Raw genomic sequence first — 21338 nt, 5'->3', positions numbered from 1 at the left:
GGGACTGACGGTCTCAGTTATTCTCGGGGAACGGTGTGACGGCGATAACAGTGCCGTGCGCGCCGGACGCGAACCGAGGAGGCACCGATGACGCTGACCGAATCGAGCCGTGGCGGACCCATCACCGAGGAGTACCGAGAGGCGCTGGCAACCCTGTCACAGGGTTCTGTCGACCGTCATTTCGATCCCTACCTCGATATCGACTGGGATTCACCCGAGCTCGCCCTTGACCCGAACGACGTGCGGTGGGTCCTCTCGCCGGAGATCGACCCGCTCGGCGCTACGCAGTGGTACCGCGATCAACCGCTGGACCGGCGCATCGAGATCGGCAAATGGCGCACAGCCAATTCGATCAAGGTCGGCGCCGCCTTCGAGAGCATCCTGATCCGCGGCATGATGCAATACATCATGAAGCTGCCGAACGGGTCGCCCGAGTTCCGGTACTGCTTGCACGAGATGACCGAAGAGTGCAACCACATCCAGATGTTCCAGGAGCTGGTCAACCGCATCGACGTCGACGTGCCCGGCATGCGGCCGATGTTTCGCGCGTTGTCGCCGCTGATCGGTGTGGCGGGCGGCTACGCCCACACGATCCTGTTCATCGGCATCCTCGGCGGCGAGGAACCGATCGATCACTATCAGAAGGCCGTCATCCGCGCGGGCGCGACGATGCCGCCGATGGTGTTGCGCACCATGGAGATCCATATCGCCGAGGAAGCGCGTCACATCTCCTTCGCCGGTGACTTCCTCACCGCGCACATCGGGCGGATGGGCAAGTTCAATCGCGGCGTCTGCTCGGTGGCCTTCCCGATCGCGATGCGCTGGCTGGCCAACGAGATCATGGCGCCGCCGCGGTCGTTCGAGCGCGAGTTCGACATTCCGCGCGAGGTCATCGAGCAGGCGTTCTGGAAGTCGGAGCATTCCCAGCAGATCCTGTCGGGCTACTTCGGCGATATGCGCAAACTGGCCAGTGACCTCGGTCTGATGAACCCGACCGCCAAGTGGCTGTGGCGCAAGTTCGGTATCGACGGTCCCGCATCGCGCTACCGCAGCGAGCCCGAACGCAGCGCGCGGCGCGTCGCCTGAGCGGATCGTGGCGGCGATTCAGTTGCCGGCGACGAGTTGGGTGATGATCTCGGTGAGTTGCTGATCGGGATCGAGGTTCAGGCCGTGGCGGCGGGCGACGCCGTCGACCACGTGCCAGGCGTAGGAGGCGACTTCCTCGATGAGCTGATCCCTGGTGAGCGCGGGCTCGGGGTCGTTGGCCCAGCGGGTGACGGTGGCCTCGGTCATCGACACGATGGCGAAGGTCATCGTGTCGGCCGAGGCTTCGTCGGTCACGCCGACCACCCCGGCCAGGCCGGTGACCAGAGCCCGGGTCGACCCCGCGATGGTGGCGATCAGCGCGCTCATCGCGTCGATATCGGGATCGGCCTCCGACGGCCCGGTCCGCAGGAACTCGTGTAATCGGGGGTGATCCTGGATCCAGGTGACGACGCCGCCGATCGTGCGCACCAGGATTTCGTGGATGGAGCCCTCGGCGATGTCGAGCGCGTCCTCGATGTCGGCGACGAAACGGTCGGCGATCTCGCTCCTGATCCGGCGATCCAGCTCGTCGCGACCGGCGAACTGCCGGTAGACCACCGATTTCGCGAGCCCCGCGTGCTCGGCGATCTGGATGATCGGCACCTCGACGCCGGCGGGCGCCTGTTCGATCAGCTCGACCGCGGCCAGCACGATCCGCTCCCGGCGGCTGTCGTTGTGCGGCTGCCATCGGGCTTGCCTGCCGCTCACGGCGCTGGAGGGGCGTGACGCTGTGCTCGACACCCGCCCGAGTGTAGAGCAAACGTTGACGCTTCAAACCCCTACCGGGGGACCGACACCGGATCGGTGCAACTGGCGAGTCCGTCGACGAGCGAGCATGCAGCGACGGGGCGGGTCGGCCGGTAGTCGGGGCCGACGCCACCCGTCGTGGTGATCGCCCGGTAGGCCGCGACCGCGTCGGTCGGTGTGCGGGTCAGCGTCGGGTCGGTGAGCACGTCGACGGTGTAAAGGCCGAAACGTGGTGTGTAGGAGCCCCATTCGTAGTTGTCGGTCAGGCTCCAGTAGTTGTAGCCCATCACCGGGATGCCGTCGGCGACGGCGCGCTGCAACCAGTAGACGGTGTCGCGGAGCGAATCCGCGCGGGTGTAGCCGTCGGCGCGCGGGCGGCCGTTCTCGGTGGGGATGCCGTTTTCGACGATGTAGAGCGGGCGGCCGGGGAACTTCCGCGCGTAGTGGTCGAGCGCGTAGTAGATGCCTTCGGGTTGCAGCGGAATCGTCCAGAGACGGTCGGGATCGGGGACTTGTAGCTGTGCGGGGGAGAAGCCGTAGTAATAGTCGATGCCGATGTAGTCCAGGCGGGCGGAGATCCGGTCGAGCAGGGGTCCGCTGACCGCGTCGTCGACGCTGGGGATGTAGGCGACGTTGCTGGTCACCTGAGCGCCGGGGTGTACGGCGTGGATGTAGTCGTAGATGCTGTTGTGGGCCTGGGTGATTCGTTCACCCATCGTCAGTACGTCGGCCGCGCCGATGCCGCCGTGTCGCAGATCGTTGACCAGATAGAACGTGGGCTCGTTGAACGTCACCCACAACGGGTCGGTGCCGGCGTACCGGTCGACGACGCGGCGGGCGTTGGACAGCCAGTTCGCCACGATCTCCGGATCGCGCCAGCCGCCGCGGTCGGCTGCCCAGCCCGGGTACACCCAGTGGTCGAGGGTCAGCATCGGCCGCATTCCGGCCTCGGTGATGGCCGCGATGACATCGTCGTAGAACGCGAGCGCCGCGTCGTCCCAGATTCCGGGTTGCGGTTGAACCCGGGCCCACTCGATGCCGATGCGGTACACCCGCACACCGAGTTTCGCGGCAAGGGCGATGTCGGAGCGGTATCGAGCGCGGAAGTCCACCGAGTTCAGGTAGGGGTCGGCCGTGCTCCCCGATTCGACATAGCGGCGCCAATTGCTGTCCGGCGCATCACCTTCGGCCTGAAAGCCGGAAGCTGCCACGCCCCACAGGAATTCGGGTCCGAGGGGCGCCAGGTGAGCCGGTGCGGGTGGTCGGGCGAGAGCGGGGGAGGGGCCGGTTGTGAGCAGGGCCGAAGCGGCCACAGCGAACGTAGCGAGGATGCGTCGACCACTGGGGGAGGGCATGGCACTCCTGGCGGGCTAGGGGAGGGGAGTGAGATCAGTGTGCGACATCGAGGGGAACAGTGCGGGGAATTGAGGCGGAGCGGCGGGCCCGGAACTTGTCACAACAATTACATGTGGTTACGTAGATATGCGCATCTACATATGTATCACCTCGTTACGGCCCCAAACATCACTCAATTCACAACATGTCCGAACGAAAAAGCGTACTCACCAGCACAGACAGGGGCGGGGCTTCCGTTAGACCGCGAGGTCGACGGCTACAGCACGACCGGTGTCGAACCAGTACTCGTGCAGCCGCCGGATCTTTGCCCGTGAGGGCATACCGCGTAGGTGAAGCGTGCATTCGCCGAAGTCGACCAGCACGACGGTGTCGCACAGCAGAGCGCGCGCGGTGGCGAGTTCGGCCGGGTCGGTGATCTCCCTGGCAATCCCGCTGTGGGTTCCGTCGGGCAGCTTCACGGTGACGTGCGGATCGGCGCGGACGTTGAGCAGCCAGGAATTGACCGCGCCGGGCTGCTCAACCGTCACGTGCGGCGGCATCAACTGGACCAGGTACGCGCGATCGCCGTCGCGCAGGATCCGGACGCACTTCGGGCGAGCAAGACCGGACTTGCGCCCCGTGGTGGTCAGAATCCCGTACCCACGCGGTGTGCGGAGGCGGAAGAACGGCAGCATGCCCGCGCTGAGCAGCTTGCCGTCGCGAGGGCCGCGAACGAGCCGCCCGTGTTTGCCGATTTCGGCCTGCGCCGCGATGCGCCGGGCTTCGTTTCGGGCCTCGTCCATGCCCCTATGGTCCGCCTGCGGCGATCGGCCGTCCAGCGCACCGAGTGAGTTGGCTCTCAGCACACCGTCGTGAGTGGGCGAACCGGGTTCGCTCGAGCCAGGATTCGGGGATGGTTTGGAATCCCTTGCCGGGCTTTGCGCGCGTGTTCGCGTCGCAGCCCTGGGTGATGCGTGGCGCCGGCGTTGTTCTGCCGACCGAGCGGCTGTTGCGCAGGCTCAGCGGCGGTCGGTGGGGTGTGCTCGATCTGGCCGGGCTCCCGTCGATCGAGATCACGGTGGTCGGGCGCAAGTCGGGACAGCCGCGCACCACCTCGCTGCTGTGTGTGCCCGACGGCGACGGCTTCTATCTGGTTGGCTCGAACTGGGGCAAGCCGGAGCATCCGGCCTGGTCGGCGAACCTGCGCGCGGCCCGCACGGCATCGGCGCGCTTCGACGGCAGCTCCGCGTTCCCGGTGTCGGTCACCGAGATCGCCGGTGTCGAGCGTAAGCGGGTGTGGGACCAGGCCGTGGAATTCTGGCCGGGCTACGAGATGGAGTTCCAGCGCTCGGGAGGTCGCGAGTTCCGCATCTTCCGACTCGACCGGATCGTCTGATCAGAGGGCATTGTCGGTGGCTCGCGAGCTTCGATCGCGTTTGCGGCACTGACGGCCGATTGTCGCCGCACGGGCTGGTTCAGAGGCCGAGTTTGGTGACGGCGTTGTCTTCGAGCGGATTCGCGGTGCGGATGTAGCCGTGGACGGTGCGGGGGTTGGCCCAGCGGCCCTGGCGCATGATCTCGCGGTCGCTGGCGCCGCCGAGGGCGGCCTGGGTGGCGAAGCCCGCGCGCAGGGAATGCCCGGAGAACAGGTCGGGGTCGAGGCCCGCGCGAGCCGCGTAGCGCTTGACCAGTTCGGCCACGGCCCGGCCGGACAGCGCGGTGTCGCCGATCGAGCCGTGCCGGTTGATGGTGGGGAACAGCGCGCGGTCGGTGTCGGTGCTGAGCCGGGTGCCGGTGAAGCCGTGGCAGCGATGGATCGCGGGGTCGGCGGCGAGGTTGTTCGCCGTCCAGGATCGTGTGCCCTCGTCGCCGGTGTCGGCGTGGACTTCCAGCAGGCGGACCCAGTCGGCGAACGCGCAGATCGGGCAGGTGCGTGGGTGTTTGCCGCGGGGTAGGGCGATGCGCTGTTCGGCGACGCCGGTCGGGTCGGTCTTGGTTGTCGGCAGGTGCACGACGAGCAGCGGTTCGCCGGTGGTGTGGTCGGTGCGTACGTGTACGTCGCTGATGCGCAGGCCCGCGAGTTCGCTGCGTCGCAGTGCGCCGGCGAAGCCGACCAGCAACGCCAGACCGTCTCGCCGGCGCGCGGGCTCAGTGGGCCAGGCGGGTGCGGGGAGTTCGGCGAGAAGTTGGTCGAGGGTGTGCAGCAGGACCGGTCGTTTCCGGGTCGGCGGGGTGCGACGGGTGCGGCGGATGCCGCGCAGGGTGAGTCGCACGACGTCGGAGCGGGTCGGTGAGGGGAGTCCGTTGGCGGCGTGGACTGCGGCGATGGCGGCGGACTTGCGATCCAGGGTGGCCGGGCTGAACGCCCATGTGCCGTTTTCGCGTCGGGCGTCGGCGGAGGCGGCCAGGTAGACGGCTACGTCGAGTGGGTCGGCGGGCAGGGCCTGTCGGTGTTCGGCCGCGCACCAACCTGCCCAGGCGATCCAGTCGGTCCGGTAAGCGCGCAACGTGTTCGCCGATTGGGACGCTTCGAGGTAGCGGCGCAGTGCGCCTGCCTGGGTGTCGTCGAAGCGTTCGCGGACCAGGCGCAGGGCTGCGGTGTCGACGAGGACGCTGCGCACTCCGCGGCGCAATTCGGTGCGGACCTGCTCGGGAAGCACCACCGATGCGTCGCTCAAGCTCGCCACTCCTCCGCGTGAATCGCCTCTGCCGCCGATGGTTGCCGGTGTCGCAGCTTATGTCATCGGCGTGCGGTCACGGCATCTCTTCGAGTTCGGCGAGCTGGGTGTGGATGTAGGCCGCGAGGCGGTGGCGGGCCGCGCCGGTGAGGAAGCTGGTGTCGCCCAGGCGCGGGAAGTGGTCGTCGACCTCCCGGTCAGGCGCCGAGGCAGTCTCGGGAGCTTCGCTGACCAGTTCGAGACGGGCCGGATGCTGTTGGGGCAGAGGTACATTCGGTTCGTACGGCTCTGAGGTTACTGCTCCGGTACGCACCATGGTCGAATCCTAACGTTTTGATTACGGCGGCTGCCAACATGACGTGGCAAGTAGTGATTACCGCCACGTTTTGTTCCATATAGTTCATGACACCCGGTCGGAGCCCGCGCCGGCCGACATCATGGACCGATGCAGGTGGTCATCGCCGACACGGAAATCCGGTTCGTCGACTACCCTTTCGCGGGCGCGTCGGTGTATCCCGACGGCGTGATCGCGGTATCCGCGATCAGCGAAGCCGATCCGGGCGCGATACGCCCATATCTGCGCACCGTCACCGGTGAGACGCTGTTCGTGCACGCTGAGCATCGTCGCGGGCTGGACGATTTCTGCCGACGCAACGCGATCGCGATCCATCGACGTCTCGATATCTGGGCTGATCTGCTCGAGCCGTTCCTCGACACCTGGTTCGATGCCGAGGACCAGCGGGCGACCGAAGCACGGTTGCACGGGGTGGGACTGGAGCCGAAGGAGATCGCCGAGATCCGTGGGCGCGTCGAACGGGCGATGATGTCCTACAACTTCGACAGCATGCTGTGGGAGTGGGTCTATCTGGGCCTGTACGACTTGCTGTCAGCGGCGAACGGCGTCCTCGTGCGGCCTGAATCGCAGGCGACGCTGGGAGATCCGGTAGAGCTGTACCGCTGGGCGATGAGCATCGCCGGGCGAGCCGGATCCACCTGAACGGCAAGACCTTTCGGCTCATGACGCGCGTGCCTGCGGATCGGGGCGCGCAGTTGCCGCGACATATCCGGCCACCGGACTCAACCGCAACACCGCGGGCATGCGGCGGGTCAGCGCGGGCGGGCCGGTGAAGGTGATCCGCCCGGTGCGTTGCGCGTGGGTGAGCGGCATGCGCCCCAACCACACTTCGTAGAGCCCGGCGACATCCGCGCTGATCGTGACGTCGACGGGATAGCCCGGATCGGTCTCACATACCGAGGGCACCGCGCCTTCGACCACGATCCAGAAGCGACGAACGTCGTCGGTGAACCGGACGTGCAGCACCTGCCGTCGGCCCGGCAGCATGGAGGTGTCGACGCGTGTGTGCATCCACCACACGAGCAGGGCGGCGTCGAGTTCTTCCTCCTGTGGCGCGCCGAAGGTCCAGCGTGCGCCCCATTCGCCGAGGCCGAACAGAATGGGCTCGAGCTGGCTGCCTGCTTCGGTGAGCAGGTGTTCGGTGCCGAGTTTCTCGATGAGTCCGGCCCGTTCGAACTGGCGCAGGCGTTTGGCGAGCAGGCTGCGCGACAGGCCCGGCAGGCCGCGGGCGAGGTCGTTGAAGCGGGTTGTGCCGAGGAACAGGTCGCGGAGGATGAGCAACGACCAGCGTTCGCCGAGCACGTCGAGAGCACGCGAGATCGGACAGTACTGGCCATAGCCTGCGGTCGTGATTGTCATGGGCACCTCAGCGGTCGGCAATTGCTCCTCCGTCGCACCGACGGGGTCCACTTTCTGGACCGGGAGAGTCCACTTTCTGGACTATCTGGTTATCGCGGCGCTTTCTAACTTCGAAACATGACTTCCACAATTTCTGACACCACGTCCAGCACCGACCGGGTATCGGTGGCCCGCGAGATCGGTGAAACCTTGCGTCTCGAGGTCCCTGAGCGGGACCGCACCGGCGAAATCTCTGTCGCCGCGTTCGATCGATTGCGAGCGAGCGGACTGTCCGCGGCGCTCGTGCCGGTCGAGTTCGGCGGTGGGGGCGCCTCTCATCGGGAGATGGGGGAGATCCTGCGCGAACTCGGCAGGCACGATCCGTCGACGGCGGTCGCGTTCGCGATGCACTCACACCTGGTGGCCGCGCAGGTGTGGCGGCACAACCATGGGGTGGACGCTTCGGCGGTGTTCGCGAAGGTGGCCGGCGGTGCGATTCTGGTCAGTACGGGCGCCTCGGATTGGGTCGATTCCAACGGGCAGGCGGTGCGCGTCGAGGGTGGGTATCGGGTGAGTGCGCGTAAGGCGCCCGCGAGTGGGTGTGAGGTGGGCGATGTGCTCGTCACCAGTGTCCGCTGCGACGGTGAGGTGCTGCATTTCGCGATCCCGTTGGCCGCCGTGGGCGTGAGCATCGACAAGACCTGGGATTCGTTCGGTTTGCGGGCGAGTGGGTCGCACACGGTCGTGCTCGACGAGGTGTTCGTGCCCGATGCCGCGATCTCGATGACTCGCCCGGCGGGTCCGTGGCCGCCGGTGCTGAATGTGGTGATCGGTGCGGCGCTTCCGCTGGTGCTGGCCGCCTATCTCGGTGTCGCGGACGCTGCTGTCGAGCTCACCGCGCGTCTGCTGGAAGGCCGTTCCGACGCCCACACGGTCCAGTCGGCGGGTGAGATGCTCAACGCCTACACCACCGCCGAGGACCTCGTCACCGCCATGTTCACCGCCTCGGAGAACTTGAGCTTCCCCAACACCGATGCCTACGCCGCCCGCACCCTCAGCCGCAAGACCGTCGCGGCCGACGCGCTCATCACCACCGTCCGCCTGGCGATCGAAACCACCGGCGGCGCAGGCTATTCCCGCGCCTGCGACCTCGAACGCCTCTACCGTGACATCCACGGCTGCCAATTCCACCCACTGCCTCGCGCGAAGCAGACTCGCTTCAGCGGCCGAGTTCTGCTGGGGCACAGTCCCCTCGGCTGAGCGGCGAGGGGTCATCCACACCGGATGACCCCTTGTCTACTGGTACAGGTGTGCGGTGACGGTCGGGTCGTTGGCCAAGACGAAGTCGACGACGTCCCAGAACTCCGGGAGGCGGGGGTGGACCAAGCCGTCCGCGCGCGAGAGCACCACGCCGTGGACGTCGTCGGCGGATCCGTCCAAGCAAGCCTGGACCAGGGTCGCCGCCGGGTACGGGTTGCTCTGGACCGGGCCGACGCGACAACCGAAAGTCACATGATCGTCTGCGGATTCGGTATCCCAGGTTCCCAGGATGACGTCGATCCAGGTGTCATGGGCCTGGTCGGTGTGGTGGTAGCTGTTGGCGAAGTACGCCGCGTAGGCGATTCCGTCGCGGGTGACCATGTTCCAGGTGCGCTCGATCGGCTCTTCGCAGCAGGGACATTCGTACCGGGCGAACTGTCGCTCATCCAGATCCGCTGCGAGCTCGGTCGGATTCATGTCAGACCGCAGATCATCACGACCGGACGCCACACCAGCATCCGGACCTCGAGTGTGCCGGCGAATTCCGTCGCCCTGACCCTCAATCGATCTTGATTCACCGCCACATGATCCGCTACAGCGGTGAAAATCTCCTACTCGAGCGAACTTCCACGTGGTTCAATCACCGGGTGATGATGTTCGCGCAACAGTGGTGGCCGCTGACCTAGCGGCTGACCGAGTTGTGCGCGGCCGCCCCGAGGGTGGCCAGATCTGTCGTGACGACATCTGTTCCGGCCCCACGGGCGGCCCTGGAACGGAAGGACGACCATGATCGACAACGACGCGTCTACGGGGACCGGAGGGTTCGGCGAGATCCTCGTCAGCTCGCGCTCCCTGCACGAGTACCGGGCGATGTTCGCGCTCACCGACGACGATCTCGGGCGCCGAATTCTGGACTGCCCGGGTGGGGCGGCCGGCTTCGCCGCCGAGGTCAGTCGACGCGGCGGTGATGTCACCGCCTGCGACGTAGCCTATTTCGACGATGGTCTCGACCGAGTGGCCGCCACCGCGGTCGCCGAAGCCGACCGCGGCAACAGATACGTCCGCGAGCATGCCGACGCCTACCGCTGGACCTTCTTCGCCGACCCCGACGAACACCACCGCGCCCGCCGCGAGTCGGCACAACACTTCGCCACCCACACCCGCACCTCCCCCCACCACTACATCCCAGGCCGCCTGCCCACACTCCCGTTCGCTGACAACACCTTCGACCTGGCCCTGAGCTCCCATCTGCTCTTCAGCTACGCCGACGACCTCGACTACACCTTCCATCACCAATCCATCATGGAACTCGCACGCGTCGCCACCACCGAGATCCGGCTGTTCCCCCTGACTCCCATCGGTTCGTCGGAGCGCTACCCGCAGCTCGAGAAGTTGCTCGCCGATCTTGCCGAATCAGGTATCAGCAGCCGAATCACGAAGGTCGACTACGAATTTCAGACGGGCGCCAACGAGATGCTGGTCTGCCAGGTGCCGAGGTAGTCGGTCGGCTCATGTCATCGCTGTGCTGTGACGGCTTGCAGGACAGTGCCGAACAGGTCTGCGGGCACGACACCGGGTTCGGTGAATTCCTCTATCGAGAGCCCGCTGTTGAGTGCCAGCACCAGGACCGCGGTCGTGGCGGGGTCGATCTCGGTTCCGAGATCCAAGCGCTCGACCGCCGCCGCGATCGCGGCGCGGACGATACGACGGTGCTGTACGAATCTCTCGCGGACGGACTCGTCTCGGAGCGCGCGCAGCCAGTATTCGGTGAACAGCAGCTGCCAGTCGCGGTTGTCGATCATGCCCTGCATCAGCAGATCGCCGATCGCTGTGATCGTGGGGCGAGTGGCCGCGGCGTCGGCCAGCGCGGTGACCGCCTCGATCCGTCGACTGATCTGCTGGTCGAGCAGCGCGAAGAACAAGTCGTCTTTGGAGCCGAAGTTGGAGTAGACGGCGCCCTTGGTGAATCCGGCGACGTCGGCGATCGCGTCGATCGTGGTGCCGACGAACCCTTTGCCTGCGAACTCGGACAGGGCCGCGGTCAGGACTCGTTCCCGTACTTCGGCGCGAGGAGTGCGGATTCGGGGGTTGACTGTGGTCACCACGCTGACGATACTCGCCAGTATCGAAATTTCAATACTCGCCAGTATCGAGGGGTTCTGATGTCGCACTATTCGCTCGTCATCCGCAACGGCACCGTGTTCGACGGTGCGGGGTCGGCACCCGTTCGCACTGATATCGGCGTGCGTGAAGGCAAGGTCGTCGCGCTCGGGACCATCGAGTCGGCGACTGCCGAGCGCGAGATCGACGCCACCGGCAAATGGGTGATCCCCGGCATGCTCGATGTACACACCCACTACGACGCCGAGGTCCTGGGATCGCCGGGCCTGGGTGAGAGCGTGCGGCACGGAGTCACCTCGGTCGTGCTCGGCAATTGCTCGCTCTCGACTGTCTACGCCGACGCCGACGACTGCGCCGACCTGTTCGCCCGCGTCGAGGCACTGCCCTGGGACGCAGTGCATTCCGCGGTCAAGGAGCACAAGACCTGGACCGATCCCCAGTCCTACGTCGATGCCATCAACGCACTACCGCTCGGTTGCAATATCGCCGGATTTCTCGGGCACTCCGACATCCGTGCCGCGGTCATGGGTTTGGATCGCGCGACCTCGCCGGGTGTCGTCCCCACCGACGCCGAGCTGGCACGGATGAAAGCCATGCTGACCGCCGCCCTCGATGCCGGATTCGTCGGTCTTTCCACGATCCGCAGCTCGTTCTCCAAGCTGGAGGGGACCCGCTGGCCGGCACGGTTGCTGCCCTCGACCTATGCCAGTTGGCGCGAATTCGGTGCGCTCAACGCGCTGCTGCGCGCGCGTGGCCGGATCCATCAGAGCACACCCAATCTCGCCAAACGCTCGGAGATGGCGCGCTACTTCGCCCAGAGCATGGGCCGAAAGCGCAAGCCGCTCAAGACCACCATCATCAGTGCCGCCGACGTCAAGGCCGACCGCACCGTGGTACGCATGGCGATCGCCGCGGCGAAGATCGTCAACACACTCGGCGGTGACGGGTTCCGCTGGCAGCACCTACCGGTCCCGTTCGAGGTCTATGCCGACGGTATCGACGTGGTCGTATTCGAGGAATTCGGTTCCGGTGCGGCGGCGTTGAACATTCGTGAGGTCATCGCTCGCGGCGAACTGCTGGACGATGAAACCTTCCGAGAGCGCTTCCGCGAGGAGATGACGGCGAGCGGCTTCAAGGTATGGCATCGCGACCTGCACGACGCCGAGATCGTGGCCTGCCCGGACGCCTCGGTGGTGGGAAAGTCGTTCGGTTCGGTCGCCGTCGAGCGGGGCGTCTCCCCGGTCGACGCGCTGCTGGATCTGGCGGTGGCCTACGGTACGGACCTGCGCTGGCGCACCACCATCGCCAATGACCGCGACGATGTGCTCGATCGACTCCAGCAATCGGCCCAAGTGCAGGTCGGGTTCGCTGATTCCGGCGCCCACCTGCGCAATATGGCCTTCTACAACTTCGGGGTCCGGATGCTCGAGCGGGTACACACCCGCAAATTCATGCCCCTCGAGGCCGCGGTGCATCGCCTCACCGGTGAGTTGGCCGATTGGTACGGGCTCGACGCCGGACACCTGGCCCTCGGGTCGCGCGCCGATATCGCGATCATCGACCCTGCCGGCTTCGACGGTTCCAGTGCCGCCTACGCAGAATCGCCCATGCCCGGCCTCGACGGGGTCGACCGCATGGTCAACCGCAACGACCGCGCCGTCGCGGCCACGATCGTGGCCGGGCACGTGCTCTACGAATACGGTGTTTTCGCCGAAGGATTCGGCACCAGGGTGCACGCCGGGCAGTTCCTGCAAGCCAGGTAATCGCTCAGCGCGGCCTGCTCGGCTGTCCGCACCGAACCAGGCGCAACCAGTGCTGTTGCTCGACCGACACTGCGCGTGTGTCCATCATTGGCGTGCCGTGGTCATTCAGTGCGGCGGCTGGTCCGAGTTCCCGGTTTGTTGATCGTGGTGGTCCAGCAGCTTCGAGAGCAGCTCGGTCAGTTGGTCTCGCTCGGCGGGGGAGAGCGGGTCGAGGAGTTCTTCTTGGCTGTGGGCGAGTTGTTTTTCCAGGCGGCGGAGTTGGCGTTTGCCCGGGGTGGTGAGAGTGATGACGTTGCGGCGGCGGTCGGTGGGGTCGGGGGTGCGGTCGACGAGGTCGAGTTCGGCGAGTTCGTTGATGGTGGCGACCATGTCGCTGACGTGGATGCCGCTGCGGCGACCGAGGGTGGCTTGGCTGGCTGGGCCGAATTCGTCGAGGGTGGCCAGGATCCGGTAGTGGTAGCCGCGGGCGTCGGCGGCCGCGAAACCATCGCTGACCAGGCGGTGGGCGTGGTTCGCTGTTTGGGTGAGTAGCCAGGTGGGCAGGTTTTTCCACCTGGCTGGGGTCGGCTCGGGTGGGTGTTCCATGTGACAACTCTAACAAATCGTTTGTGTGACCAACGATCGCGATATCGTTGGTCACACAAACATTAGTCGCCCGAACGTTGGGTAGACGAAGGAGTTGAGACCATGATCGAGCCGTTCCGCGTCGACATCCCCCAGGCTGATATCGACGACCTCAACGACCGCCTCGCCCGCACCCGCTGGCCCAACGAGCTCGCCGACGCCGGCTGGGACTACGGCTTCCCGCTGGCGCGGCTGAAGGAACTCGCCGAATACTGGCGCACCGGCTACGACTGGCGAGCGCACGAGGCGAGACTCAACGAACTCGCGCACTTCACCACCGAAATCGACGGCCAGAACATCCATTTCGTCCATGTCCGCTCGCCGAAGCCGGACGCGCTCGCCCTGATCCTCACCCACGGCTGGCCCGGCTCGTTCCTGGAATTCCTCGACGTGATCGAACCACTGTCGCGCGACTTCCACCTGGTGATCCCGTCCATTCCGGGCTACGGCTTCTCCGGGCCGACCCACGAGCGCGGCTGGGACATCGTCCGGGTGGCGCGCGCGTGGGCCGAGTTGATGCGGCGGCTCGGCTACGAGCGTTTCGGTGCGCAGGGTGGCGACTTCGGCTCGGGTATTTCCCAGTCGCTCGCAGCGGTGGCGCCGGACAGCGTTGTCGGTGTCCATGTGAACTACCTGCCGACGCGGCCGAACCCGGATGTCGAACTCTCCGACGCCGACGAAGCACGACTTGGCAAGATCAAACAGCTGATGGCGAATCGACCGCCCTACCAGGCACTCCAGGCTGCCACCCCGCAGACCATCGGCTACGCGCTCACCGACTCGCCCGTCGGCCAACTCGCCTGGATCGCCGAACGTTTCGCGCAATGGACAGACCCACGCTCACCGATCAGCGACGACCGGATGCTCACCGACATCTCCCTGTACTGGCTCACCGCCACCGCGGCATCCTCGGCACGGCTACACCGCGAATCGGCGAGGGCGAGCGCGCCGTGCCCGGTGCCTCTGGGCGTCGCCGTCTTCGCCCATGACATCACCCAGTCGGTGCGCCCGCTGGCCGAGCAGCTCTACGACATCAGGCACTGGTCGGAATTCGACCGAGGCGGTCACTTCGCCGCGATGGAGGTTCCCGACCTGCTCGCAGCCGATATCCGAGAGTTCTTCCTGAACAGCATCAAGGAGGGCTGACCTCGCTCAGCGGCTGTCGCGCAGTGTGGGCCGCCAGAACACACCGAGCAGCAGCGTCGCAGAGACGACGCCGAGCACGACCGAGATCATCAGCGGCGCTGTGCCGTCCATCGCGATGCCGACCAGATGATCAACCGACCAGCCGTGCCGGTCAGCTTGCCGTCACCCCAGGCGTGATTGATGCCGTGAGCGAGGACGACGGTGCCGAGGGTGAGCCGGAGAACGAGGGCCGCGGCGTCGACGGAATTCATGCCGCCTGCTTCTTCGCGACACCCACCACGGGTTTCCGCACAGCCGGCTGCCACCCGGGCGGCGCGAAGACGTAGCCGAGCCGGTCACGCCACCGGCTCGCACGGCGAACGTCGCGGACGATGTTGGCGTACTCGTGGTACTGCAGGCGCAGCACGTTGTAGGTGCCGACCGGGGTGGTGAGACCGTAGGTGGGAGTGTGCAGTTCCGCCTGGAAGGTGCCGAACATGCGGTCCCAGATGATCAGGATGCCGCCGTAGTTGCGGTCCAGGTATTCGGGGTCGCTGCCGTGATGGACGCGATGGTGGGACGGGGTGTTGAACACGAATTCGAGCGGGCGCCACATCTTGTCGATCGTCTCGGTGTGGGTGAAGAACTGGTATATCAGGTTGAAGGCGAAGGCCACATAGATCGTCCACGGTGCGAAGCCCAGCAGGGGTAGCGGCGCCCAGAAGATCGCCTCCGACCAGGGGTTCCACTTCTGTCGTAGGGCGGTGCCGAGGTTGAAGTACTCACTCGAGTGATGTGCCTGATGTGCGGCCCAGCCGATGCGGACACGGTGAGAGAACCGGTGATTGCAGTACCAGGCGATATCGACGACCACCAGCAACAGCGGCCAGTACCACCAGGAGCCGGTGGGCAACTTCCACGGCGCCAGCTCGGCGTAGAGGATCACGAACACGAACAGCGTCGCGAGCTTGAACAGTGCCATCGCGCCCATCGCACCGAAACCCATCGTGATGCTGGTGCGCGAGTCGATGGGCGAGTAGGCCCGCGGTGTGTCCTCGGCGTCCGCGTGGCGCAGGCTCAGCGCTTCGATGGCGATGAAGACGAGAAAGAACGGAACTGCGTAGATCAAAGGGTTGTTGATGTGGTCCCAGAACACGGACAGCAAGCCGACTCCTCTTATTGACGTATGAGTAATTTACAAAATAGTAAATTCACTGTCAACGCCTGTCCAACGGTCGTCTCGCCACTGTCGCGAGGAGCTGGACCTCGGCCGACTCCCCGACGCGAAGACGTTGATGCACGCCCTCGCCGGGCAACCTCGATCTGCCTGTCGGGCGGCGAAGATCGGACGGAAACCTGACACAAGATGTCAAGGTTGTGGTCGAGGATGGGAATCGTCCGTTGCCGCACCATCCACAGATAAGGGACCGCCTTGCGTGAAACTCCAGAAGATCTCGCAGCGCTTCAGGCGCTTCTCGACGCCTCGCTCACCGGCGCCACATCCCACTTGCGATCGATCATCGACGCCGAGAACACGCTGACCGCAGCGGAACTCACCCAGACCCTCACCGGCATGTGCATCCTCGCGCTGTCCACCGTGACGGCGAAGGGCGAACCTCGGATCAGCGCGGTAGACGGACATTTCCTGCACGGACAGTGGCACTTCGGCACGGCGCGCACTGCCGCGAAGGCGCGCCACCTCGCGGCCAGGCCCGCTGCCAGCGTCGCGCACTTGCGCGGTGAGAACTTGGGCGTGTTCACCCACGGCACGGTCGAGATCCTCAACCCGCTGGGCGGTGAGCCCGGCGCGGGCTGGCCGGAGCTGCTGGCGTACTTCCAGGATTTCTACGGCGGCGACGCCTTCGACTGGGACAACGAGGTGGTCTACTACCGCCTGCGTCCACGCTGGATGACGGTCTACGCGCCCGATGTCGCGAGGCTCGCTCCCTGATCATCTGTGCACAGGCGAAAACTCGCGCTTGCGCTATACGTATACATCTACTTATAGTGAGAGCACGCAATGTACGTATACATCTACGTACAACCTTCGTAGCCTAGGAGTACAGATGCCTACTTTCCAGACGCCGCAGCCGGTCGCCGTCGCCGTCGATGTGCCCTGTGGTGACGTCACCGTGGTTGCCTCCGATCGCGCCGACACCGTGGTCGAGGTCCGCCCGGTCAATACCGCCAGCAAGGCTGATGTCCGTGCCGCCGAACAGCTTCGGGTCGAGTTCGCCGACGGCACGCTCACGGTCGAGGCTCCGAAGAAATGGAAGTCCTTCACCCCGTTCGGTGGCAACCCGTCGGTCTCGGTGACCGTCGAGGTGCCGATCGGCTCCGCTCTCGACGCGACCCTCGCGATGGGTCGACTGGTGGGCGTCGGCGAATTCGACCGGTGCGATCTCGAAGTGTCCGCCGGTGACATCGTGGTCGAACGCCCGAGCGGTTCGGTCAGCGCGAAGACCGCCAAGGGCAACATCCGCGTCGACGAGGCCGCGCGAGGGGTGCTGCGACTGGAGACGTCGATGGGCGATCTCGAGGTCGGCATCCGGCCGGGTAGCGCGGCGCGGCTGGAGGTCAACGCCCTGCACGGCAGTGTGCAGAACCGGATGGAACCCGTCGATCAGTCGACGGGGAACGGAGAGGCCGTCCAGGTCTTCGCGCGCAACCTGTACGGCAACGTCACCGTCGGCCACGGAACCCTCGTATAGACCGGGGGCTCGAAGCTGGTGCGCCCGTAGCCGTTCGCGCGCCACCTCGCCGTCCTCGCAGTGACCGCGTCCCCGATCGGTGGGAGGGGTCATCGGGTGAATGCGCCCGCGTCTGCTGCGAGGGCGGCGCTGGTCGCCGCGAGGTCGGGCAGATGAGGACCGGGTGGGGTGCGTAACAGGACCAGGTGGTGGTAGATCGGTGCGGTCGCGGCGATCAGGAGGGCTCGTGCGTCGACCTCGGAGGGCAGCTCGCCGCGACCGATCGCGCGCTCGACGATGATCTCGGACTGGGTGTAGCGGTCATCCCAGAGGCGACGCAGTGCTCGGGCGGCTTCCTCGGATCGGAACGAGGCGGCGATCAGCGCCATCGCGAGCGAGGGCACCTCGGTGAACGAATCCTGGATCTCGTGGTTGAGTGCGGCGAGGTCACCGCGTAGGGAGCCGGTGTCGCGGGGGTGCCATTGCCGGCCGCCCGCCGCGTCGAAGAGGTCGGCGAGCAGGCCGCCGACGTCGTGCCAGCGGCGATACACCGTGGCGCGGTGGACGTTCGCGCGGGCCGCGACCGCGTCCATGCTGAGCGCGTCGTAGCCGTGTTCGGACAGCTCGGCGATGACGGCGTCGAGCACTTGGGTTCGGATGCGGGCGGTTCGGCCACCGGGACGCGAGCGTGCCGGGGAAGCGGGTTCGGAAGCATCCGATGCGGATCTCATTGTCGGCAATCCGATCGCTTGACGGGACAGTACTACCGTCGTAGCTTAGTGCGACAGTTGTCGTATTAGGAAGCCGTAGGTGTTCGGCCTCCACCGGATAGCCCACGCGCCGAAGGAGTTCCGCTGTGCAGCACGATCACTCGCCTGTTCCCGCCGACCCGACCGTGCTGCACCCCATGCCCGAGCAGCCGCGAGTCGTACTGCTGAAGCCGCTGATCACCTCACCGCTCATCGAAGTCGGCGAGTACTCCTACTACGACGATCCCGACGACCCGACCACCTTCGAAACCCGCAACGTCCTCTACCACTACGGCCCGGAGAAACTGATCATCGGGAAGTTCTGCGCCCTGGGCACCGGAACGCGGTTCATCATGAACGGGGCCAACCACCGCATGGACGGCCCGTCGACTTTCCCGTTTCCCACCATGGGCGGTTCGTGGTCGGACCACTTCGACCTGCTCACCGGCCTGCCGGGGAGAGGTGACACCGTTGTGGGCAACGACGTCTGGTTCGGCAACGGCGCGACGGTGATGCCCGGCGTGCGGATCGGCCACGGCGCCATCATCAGCACCGGCTCCGTCGTCACCGGCGATGTCCCCGACTACGGCATCGTCGGCGGAAATCCCGCCCGCCTGATCCGCACCCGCTTCGGCGACCGCGACATCGCCCGCCTGCTGGCAGTCGCGTGGTGGGACTGGCCCGCCGAGCACATCACCACACACGTGCCGACGATCATGTCCGGCAGCATCGACGACCTCGAAGTCGCCGCCGAATCCTCGAAGTGAGCGAAATGCCTTCTCGTCCAGCCCATATCGCGATGATCGGCATCCCCATCGTCAGCCATGTCCTGCCGAGCCTGGAAGTGATCCGTGAGCTGGTGGCTCGGGGCCATCGCGTCACCTACGCCAACGACCCGGCCGTCGCGGACCTGATCACCGAAGCCGGCGCGGAGCTGATCGCGTGCACCTCGATGCTGCCGGTGGCCGACAACACCTGGCCCGAAGACCCTGTCGCGGTGATGAACCTGTTCCTCGACAATGCCCAGCTCGCGCTGCCGCAGCTACGCGCGGCCTACGACCACGACCCCGCGGACCTCTATCTCTACGACATCGGCGCCTACGCCGGACGCGCCCTCGCCGAAACCCAACACCGCCGCATGATCCAGCTCTCGCCCACTTTCGTGGCGTGGAAGGGCTACGAACACGAAGTCGCGGCACCGTTGCGGCAGCTGCCGGGCGCCGACGCCTACCAGGCGAGATTCGCGCGCTGGCTCGCCGACTGCGGTGCCGCGACCACCGATGTCGACGACTTCTCCGGCGTGCCCGACCAGGCGCTGGCGCTGATTCCCCGAGCGATGCAACCGCACGCCGACCGAGTCGATTCCGGCACAGTGACTTTCGTCGGCCCCTGCTTCGACACCCGCCCGTCAGCGGGCTGGGACCGCCCCGCCCACGCCGAGAAGGTCCTGCTGATCTCCCTGGGCTCGGCATACACCCGCCGACCCGAGTTCTACCGCCAGTGCCTCCAAGCCTTCGGCGAGCTCCCCGGCTGGCACGTCGTTCTGCAGATCGGCAAACACACCGACCCGAGCGAGCTCGGCGACATCGCCGCCAATGTCGAAGTGCACTCCTGGGTTCCCCAGCGGGCGATCCTGGAACGCGCGGACGCCTTCGTCACCCACGCCGGCATGGGCGGCTGCGGCGAGGGACTGCTGGCGGGTGTCCCGATGATCGCCGTGCCCCAGGGCGCCGAGCAATTCATGAACGCGGACCGGCTCGTGGAACTGGGCGTTGCGCGCCGCATCGACACCACGGACGCCACCGCCGCGAACCTCCGCCAGGCTCTGCACGACATGGTCACAGACCCGGACCTCGCTCGCCGCTGCGCTCGGCTGCGCGCCGACGCACACGCCGAAGGCGGGACGATGCGCGCGGCCGACCTCATCGAAAAGCTGCTGAGCTGAATCAGGTCCAGACGTAGCGTTGCGGATCCATGCGTCGCCATGCTCGGTTCATCGTGGTGTAGGCGGCCCGGCGGTAGTGCGTCCACGTGTAGCCGCCGGCGCGCAGCGCGCGATGGTGACCGACCCACACCAGGAGCATGACTGCGAGGAACAGGACACGGTGGGCGAGCATGGTGCAGCGGTAGCGGGTGCGGGAGCGGTTGTGCAGCAGCACCGCGAGTCGCTCACATTGCAACCGCACATGGGGCACTTCGTCGGCGAGGATCTGGGCACAGACCGCACGCAGGACCGGTGAGCCGGTAGCCCGACGGATCGCGTTGTAATAGACCATCGCCAGAACTTCGACCATGACCACGGGGGTGGTCCAGACCTCGATATCGGTGATGCTGTACCGAAGTCTGCGAAAGAGTGTGTCGCCCCAATCAGCGTGTCGCCGTGGGATGCCCGCATCGTCCAAGATCCGGCCCAGCAGCGCGCCGTGGCGTTGCTCCTCACGGATGAACAGGTCGATGACCTCGCGATACGCGGGATCGTCGGTGGCAGTGGCAAATCGGTCAGCGGACGCCGCCAGATGCTGTCCATCCGATGTTTCGCCGAGCTGCCAGGCCTGCAGCGACCGGCGAAGGGGCGCCATCTCGGCGGGAGATGCCCCGACCCCGTTCGATTGCCACGGAATCTCACGCTGCCGGAGCGCATTCTGCTGGAAGTAGGCGAGCCATTCCCCGGTGGAACGCACTCTTCGCCCACCTGCCCCGTGACCGATCGCTGATGTCGCGCTTTTCGATTCCCGCACAGCTTCCCCCTCTGCTCGCTTCCAGTCGTACCCGAAGCGGGAGTCGGCCGCCAGCGGACCCTGTACGAGACCGATGCCGAGTCACCAGCAGGCCAGCGTCCCGGTGACTCGGCATCGGTGTTCGTCTGGCTACTTCCAGGACGGCAAGCAGCCGGCCGCACGCAGGCGGGAGGCGAAGCCGGTGTCGACGCTGCTGCTCGATCCGGTGGCCGAGCCCGTTGTAGCTCCGGTGAACGCGGCGGCGAGTTCACCACCGAGCCCGGCGCCGATGGAGCACCCGAGCAGATTGAGGTCGATGGTGATGATCTCGTTGGGCTCCGCGGGGTTGTCGACGGCATTGGCCGGCCCGGCGAGGCAGGCGATGGTGGCGGCGACGGCTACCGCGACGGCACCGGCTGTGACAGAACGCATTTTTCTCCTGGGAGTTGATTCGGCGAAATTCCGGTGCCGATCAGTCGGCGGACGACCGTCGGCACCGTGGCAGCGCGGTCCATCCGTTGAGGGCGGGGCGACTGCCCTGAACGAACTACCCAGGACACCCACTGTCGAAAACCTCGATCGTCGAGATGCGCAGTGAGACATCCCTCGCGTTGTGCGCAGCGGTATTTCGTGGCCGACGTGCGCCTGTGCCCCGTGGCGTCGGCGCTGTGAACTGGGATGATTCTCTGTCGACGGCACAACCTGGACGTGAATTCCGCAGTGCGGGTGAACCGTTGGTCATATTTGGCG

25 protein-coding genes are annotated in these 21338 nt (G+C 66.2%); 11 read left to right on the top strand and 14 right to left on the bottom strand.

From position 1 onward, the window contains the following. Positions 1-87 precede the first annotated feature (87 nt). The gene (locus ACWDXS_RS05970; protein WP_449962538.1) at positions 88-1086 is read left to right on the top strand and encodes an AurF N-oxygenase family protein; all 999 of its coding nucleotides are present in this window, start codon (positions 88-90) and stop codon (positions 1084-1086) included. An 18-nt stretch (positions 1087-1104) separates the two neighbouring features. Here ACWDXS_RS05970 and ACWDXS_RS05965 read toward each other — a convergent pair whose 3' ends face one another. The 3 genes from ACWDXS_RS05965 to ACWDXS_RS05955 form a co-directional block, all read right to left on the bottom strand. Beyond that, a complete protein-coding gene (locus tag ACWDXS_RS05965; protein WP_378652493.1) occupies positions 1105-1827 on the bottom strand; it encodes a TetR/AcrR family transcriptional regulator in 723 nt (240 codons plus the stop codon). A gap of 38 nt (positions 1828-1865) precedes the next feature. Then, on the bottom strand, positions 1866-3188 hold the full coding sequence (locus tag ACWDXS_RS05960) for a family 1 glycosylhydrolase (RefSeq protein ID WP_449962534.1): 1323 nt from the start codon (positions 3186-3188) through the stop codon (positions 1866-1868). Between the two features lie 237 nt (positions 3189-3425). Continuing rightward, positions 3426-3971, bottom strand: a complete 546-nt coding sequence (locus ACWDXS_RS05955; RefSeq protein ID WP_449962531.1) for a nitroreductase/quinone reductase family protein — start codon at positions 3969-3971, stop codon at positions 3426-3428. A gap of 110 nt (positions 3972-4081) precedes the next feature. Here ACWDXS_RS05955 and ACWDXS_RS05950 point away from each other — a divergent pair, with 110 nt between their 5' ends. Further along, complete coding sequence (locus ACWDXS_RS05950; RefSeq protein ID WP_378991654.1) at positions 4082-4564, top strand: nitroreductase family deazaflavin-dependent oxidoreductase; 483 nt, start codon at positions 4082-4084, stop codon at positions 4562-4564. A 79-nt stretch (positions 4565-4643) separates the two neighbouring features. On the opposite strand, the gene ACWDXS_RS05945 is transcribed toward ACWDXS_RS05950, so the two are convergent. Continuing rightward, complete coding sequence (locus tag ACWDXS_RS05945) at positions 4644-5846, bottom strand: site-specific integrase (RefSeq protein ID WP_449962528.1); 1203 nt, start codon at positions 5844-5846, stop codon at positions 4644-4646. A gap of 76 nt (positions 5847-5922) precedes the next feature. Then, on the bottom strand, positions 5923-6162 hold the full coding sequence (locus ACWDXS_RS05940; RefSeq protein ID WP_449962525.1) for a hypothetical protein: 240 nt from the start codon (positions 6160-6162) through the stop codon (positions 5923-5925). A 129-nt stretch (positions 6163-6291) separates the two neighbouring features. Here ACWDXS_RS05940 and ACWDXS_RS05935 point away from each other — a divergent pair, with 129 nt between their 5' ends. Then, positions 6292-6843: a hypothetical protein gene (locus ACWDXS_RS05935; RefSeq protein ID WP_449962522.1), complete on the top strand. Its 552-nt coding sequence runs from the start codon at positions 6292-6294 to the stop codon at positions 6841-6843. 18 nt (positions 6844-6861) lie between these two features. Here the strand turns inward: ACWDXS_RS05935 and ACWDXS_RS05930 are convergent, their stop codons facing one another. After that, the gene (locus tag ACWDXS_RS05930) at positions 6862-7560 is read right to left on the bottom strand and encodes a winged helix-turn-helix transcriptional regulator (RefSeq protein WP_449962519.1); all 699 of its coding nucleotides are present in this window, start codon (positions 7558-7560) and stop codon (positions 6862-6864) included. 117 nt (positions 7561-7677) lie between these two features. Here ACWDXS_RS05930 and ACWDXS_RS05925 point away from each other — a divergent pair, with 117 nt between their 5' ends. After that, entirely contained in the window at positions 7678-8799 is a 1122-nt protein-coding gene (locus ACWDXS_RS05925) for an acyl-CoA dehydrogenase family protein (RefSeq protein ID WP_449962516.1), read from the top strand. A gap of 36 nt (positions 8800-8835) precedes the next feature. Here ACWDXS_RS05925 and ACWDXS_RS05920 read toward each other — a convergent pair whose 3' ends face one another. After that, positions 8836-9276, bottom strand: coding sequence for a hypothetical protein (locus tag ACWDXS_RS05920; protein ID WP_378991663.1), 441 nt, complete (start codon positions 9274-9276; stop codon positions 8836-8838). Positions 9277-9585: 309 nt separating this feature from the next. Here ACWDXS_RS05920 and ACWDXS_RS05915 point away from each other — a divergent pair, with 309 nt between their 5' ends. Further along, positions 9586-10299 (top strand): class I SAM-dependent methyltransferase, encoded by a 714-nt coding sequence (locus ACWDXS_RS05915; protein ID WP_449962513.1) that lies wholly within the window; start codon positions 9586-9588, stop codon positions 10297-10299. Between the two features lie 14 nt (positions 10300-10313). On the opposite strand, the gene ACWDXS_RS05910 is transcribed toward ACWDXS_RS05915, so the two are convergent. After that, positions 10314-10901, bottom strand: coding sequence for a TetR/AcrR family transcriptional regulator (locus ACWDXS_RS05910; protein ID WP_449962511.1), 588 nt, complete (start codon positions 10899-10901; stop codon positions 10314-10316). 60 nt (positions 10902-10961) lie between these two features. Here ACWDXS_RS05910 and ACWDXS_RS05905 point away from each other — a divergent pair, with 60 nt between their 5' ends. Continuing rightward, a complete protein-coding gene (locus tag ACWDXS_RS05905; protein WP_449962508.1) occupies positions 10962-12683 on the top strand; it encodes an N-acyl-D-amino-acid deacylase family protein in 1722 nt (573 codons plus the stop codon). Positions 12684-12788: 105 nt separating this feature from the next. On the opposite strand, the gene ACWDXS_RS05900 is transcribed toward ACWDXS_RS05905, so the two are convergent. Continuing rightward, positions 12789-13268 carry a MarR family winged helix-turn-helix transcriptional regulator gene (locus ACWDXS_RS05900; RefSeq protein WP_449962505.1) on the bottom strand — a complete coding sequence of 160 codons (480 nt, stop codon included), beginning with the start codon at positions 13266-13268 and terminating at the stop codon, positions 12789-12791. A 102-nt stretch (positions 13269-13370) separates the two neighbouring features. Between ACWDXS_RS05900 and ACWDXS_RS05895 the strand changes: the two genes are divergently transcribed. Further along, positions 13371-14453, top strand: a complete 1083-nt coding sequence (locus ACWDXS_RS05895) for an epoxide hydrolase family protein (protein ID WP_449962501.1) — start codon at positions 13371-13373, stop codon at positions 14451-14453. A gap of 89 nt (positions 14454-14542) precedes the next feature. Here ACWDXS_RS05895 and ACWDXS_RS05890 read toward each other — a convergent pair whose 3' ends face one another. After that, a complete protein-coding gene (locus tag ACWDXS_RS05890) occupies positions 14543-14704 on the bottom strand; it encodes a hypothetical protein (RefSeq protein WP_387445067.1) in 162 nt (53 codons plus the stop codon). Then, positions 14701-15588 (bottom strand): sterol desaturase family protein, encoded by an 888-nt coding sequence (locus ACWDXS_RS05885; protein WP_449963444.1) that lies wholly within the window; start codon positions 15586-15588, stop codon positions 14701-14703. The genes ACWDXS_RS05890 and ACWDXS_RS05885 overlap by 4 nt, the downstream gene beginning before the upstream one ends. 276 nt (positions 15589-15864) lie before the next feature. Between ACWDXS_RS05885 and ACWDXS_RS05880 the strand changes: the two genes are divergently transcribed. Next, positions 15865-16383: a pyridoxamine 5'-phosphate oxidase family protein gene (locus ACWDXS_RS05880; protein ID WP_449962497.1), complete on the top strand. Its 519-nt coding sequence runs from the start codon at positions 15865-15867 to the stop codon at positions 16381-16383. A gap of 115 nt (positions 16384-16498) precedes the next feature. After that, a complete protein-coding gene (locus tag ACWDXS_RS05875) occupies positions 16499-17143 on the top strand; it encodes a hypothetical protein (RefSeq protein ID WP_449962495.1) in 645 nt (214 codons plus the stop codon). An 89-nt stretch (positions 17144-17232) separates the two neighbouring features. Here ACWDXS_RS05875 and ACWDXS_RS05870 read toward each other — a convergent pair whose 3' ends face one another. Then, the gene (locus tag ACWDXS_RS05870; protein WP_449962492.1) at positions 17233-17853 is read right to left on the bottom strand and encodes a TetR/AcrR family transcriptional regulator; all 621 of its coding nucleotides are present in this window, start codon (positions 17851-17853) and stop codon (positions 17233-17235) included. A gap of 176 nt (positions 17854-18029) precedes the next feature. On the opposite strand from ACWDXS_RS05870, the gene ACWDXS_RS05865 reads away from it, so the two are divergent. Together ACWDXS_RS05865 and ACWDXS_RS05860 are read left to right on the top strand one after the other, a co-directional pair. Continuing rightward, the gene (locus ACWDXS_RS05865; RefSeq protein ID WP_449963441.1) at positions 18030-18638 is read left to right on the top strand and encodes a CatB-related O-acetyltransferase; all 609 of its coding nucleotides are present in this window, start codon (positions 18030-18032) and stop codon (positions 18636-18638) included. A 5-nt stretch (positions 18639-18643) separates the two neighbouring features. Next, complete coding sequence (locus ACWDXS_RS05860) at positions 18644-19816, top strand: macrolide family glycosyltransferase (protein WP_449962489.1); 1173 nt, start codon at positions 18644-18646, stop codon at positions 19814-19816. 1 nt (position 19817) lies between these two features. On the opposite strand, the gene ACWDXS_RS05855 is transcribed toward ACWDXS_RS05860, so the two are convergent. Both ACWDXS_RS05855 and ACWDXS_RS05850 read right to left on the bottom strand, forming a co-directional pair. Further along, positions 19818-20552 (bottom strand): ferritin-like domain-containing protein, encoded by a 735-nt coding sequence (locus tag ACWDXS_RS05855; RefSeq protein ID WP_449962486.1) that lies wholly within the window; start codon positions 20550-20552, stop codon positions 19818-19820. A 186-nt stretch (positions 20553-20738) separates the two neighbouring features. After that, positions 20739-21020, bottom strand: coding sequence for a hypothetical protein (locus ACWDXS_RS05850; protein WP_378991678.1), 282 nt, complete (start codon positions 21018-21020; stop codon positions 20739-20741). Positions 21021-21338 lie beyond the last annotated feature (318 nt).

This window comes from Nocardia sp. NPDC003183 (assembly GCF_053590715.1).
The sequence above is the reverse complement of the archived record's forward strand: the minus strand, read 5'-3'. Positions and strand labels throughout refer to the sequence as shown.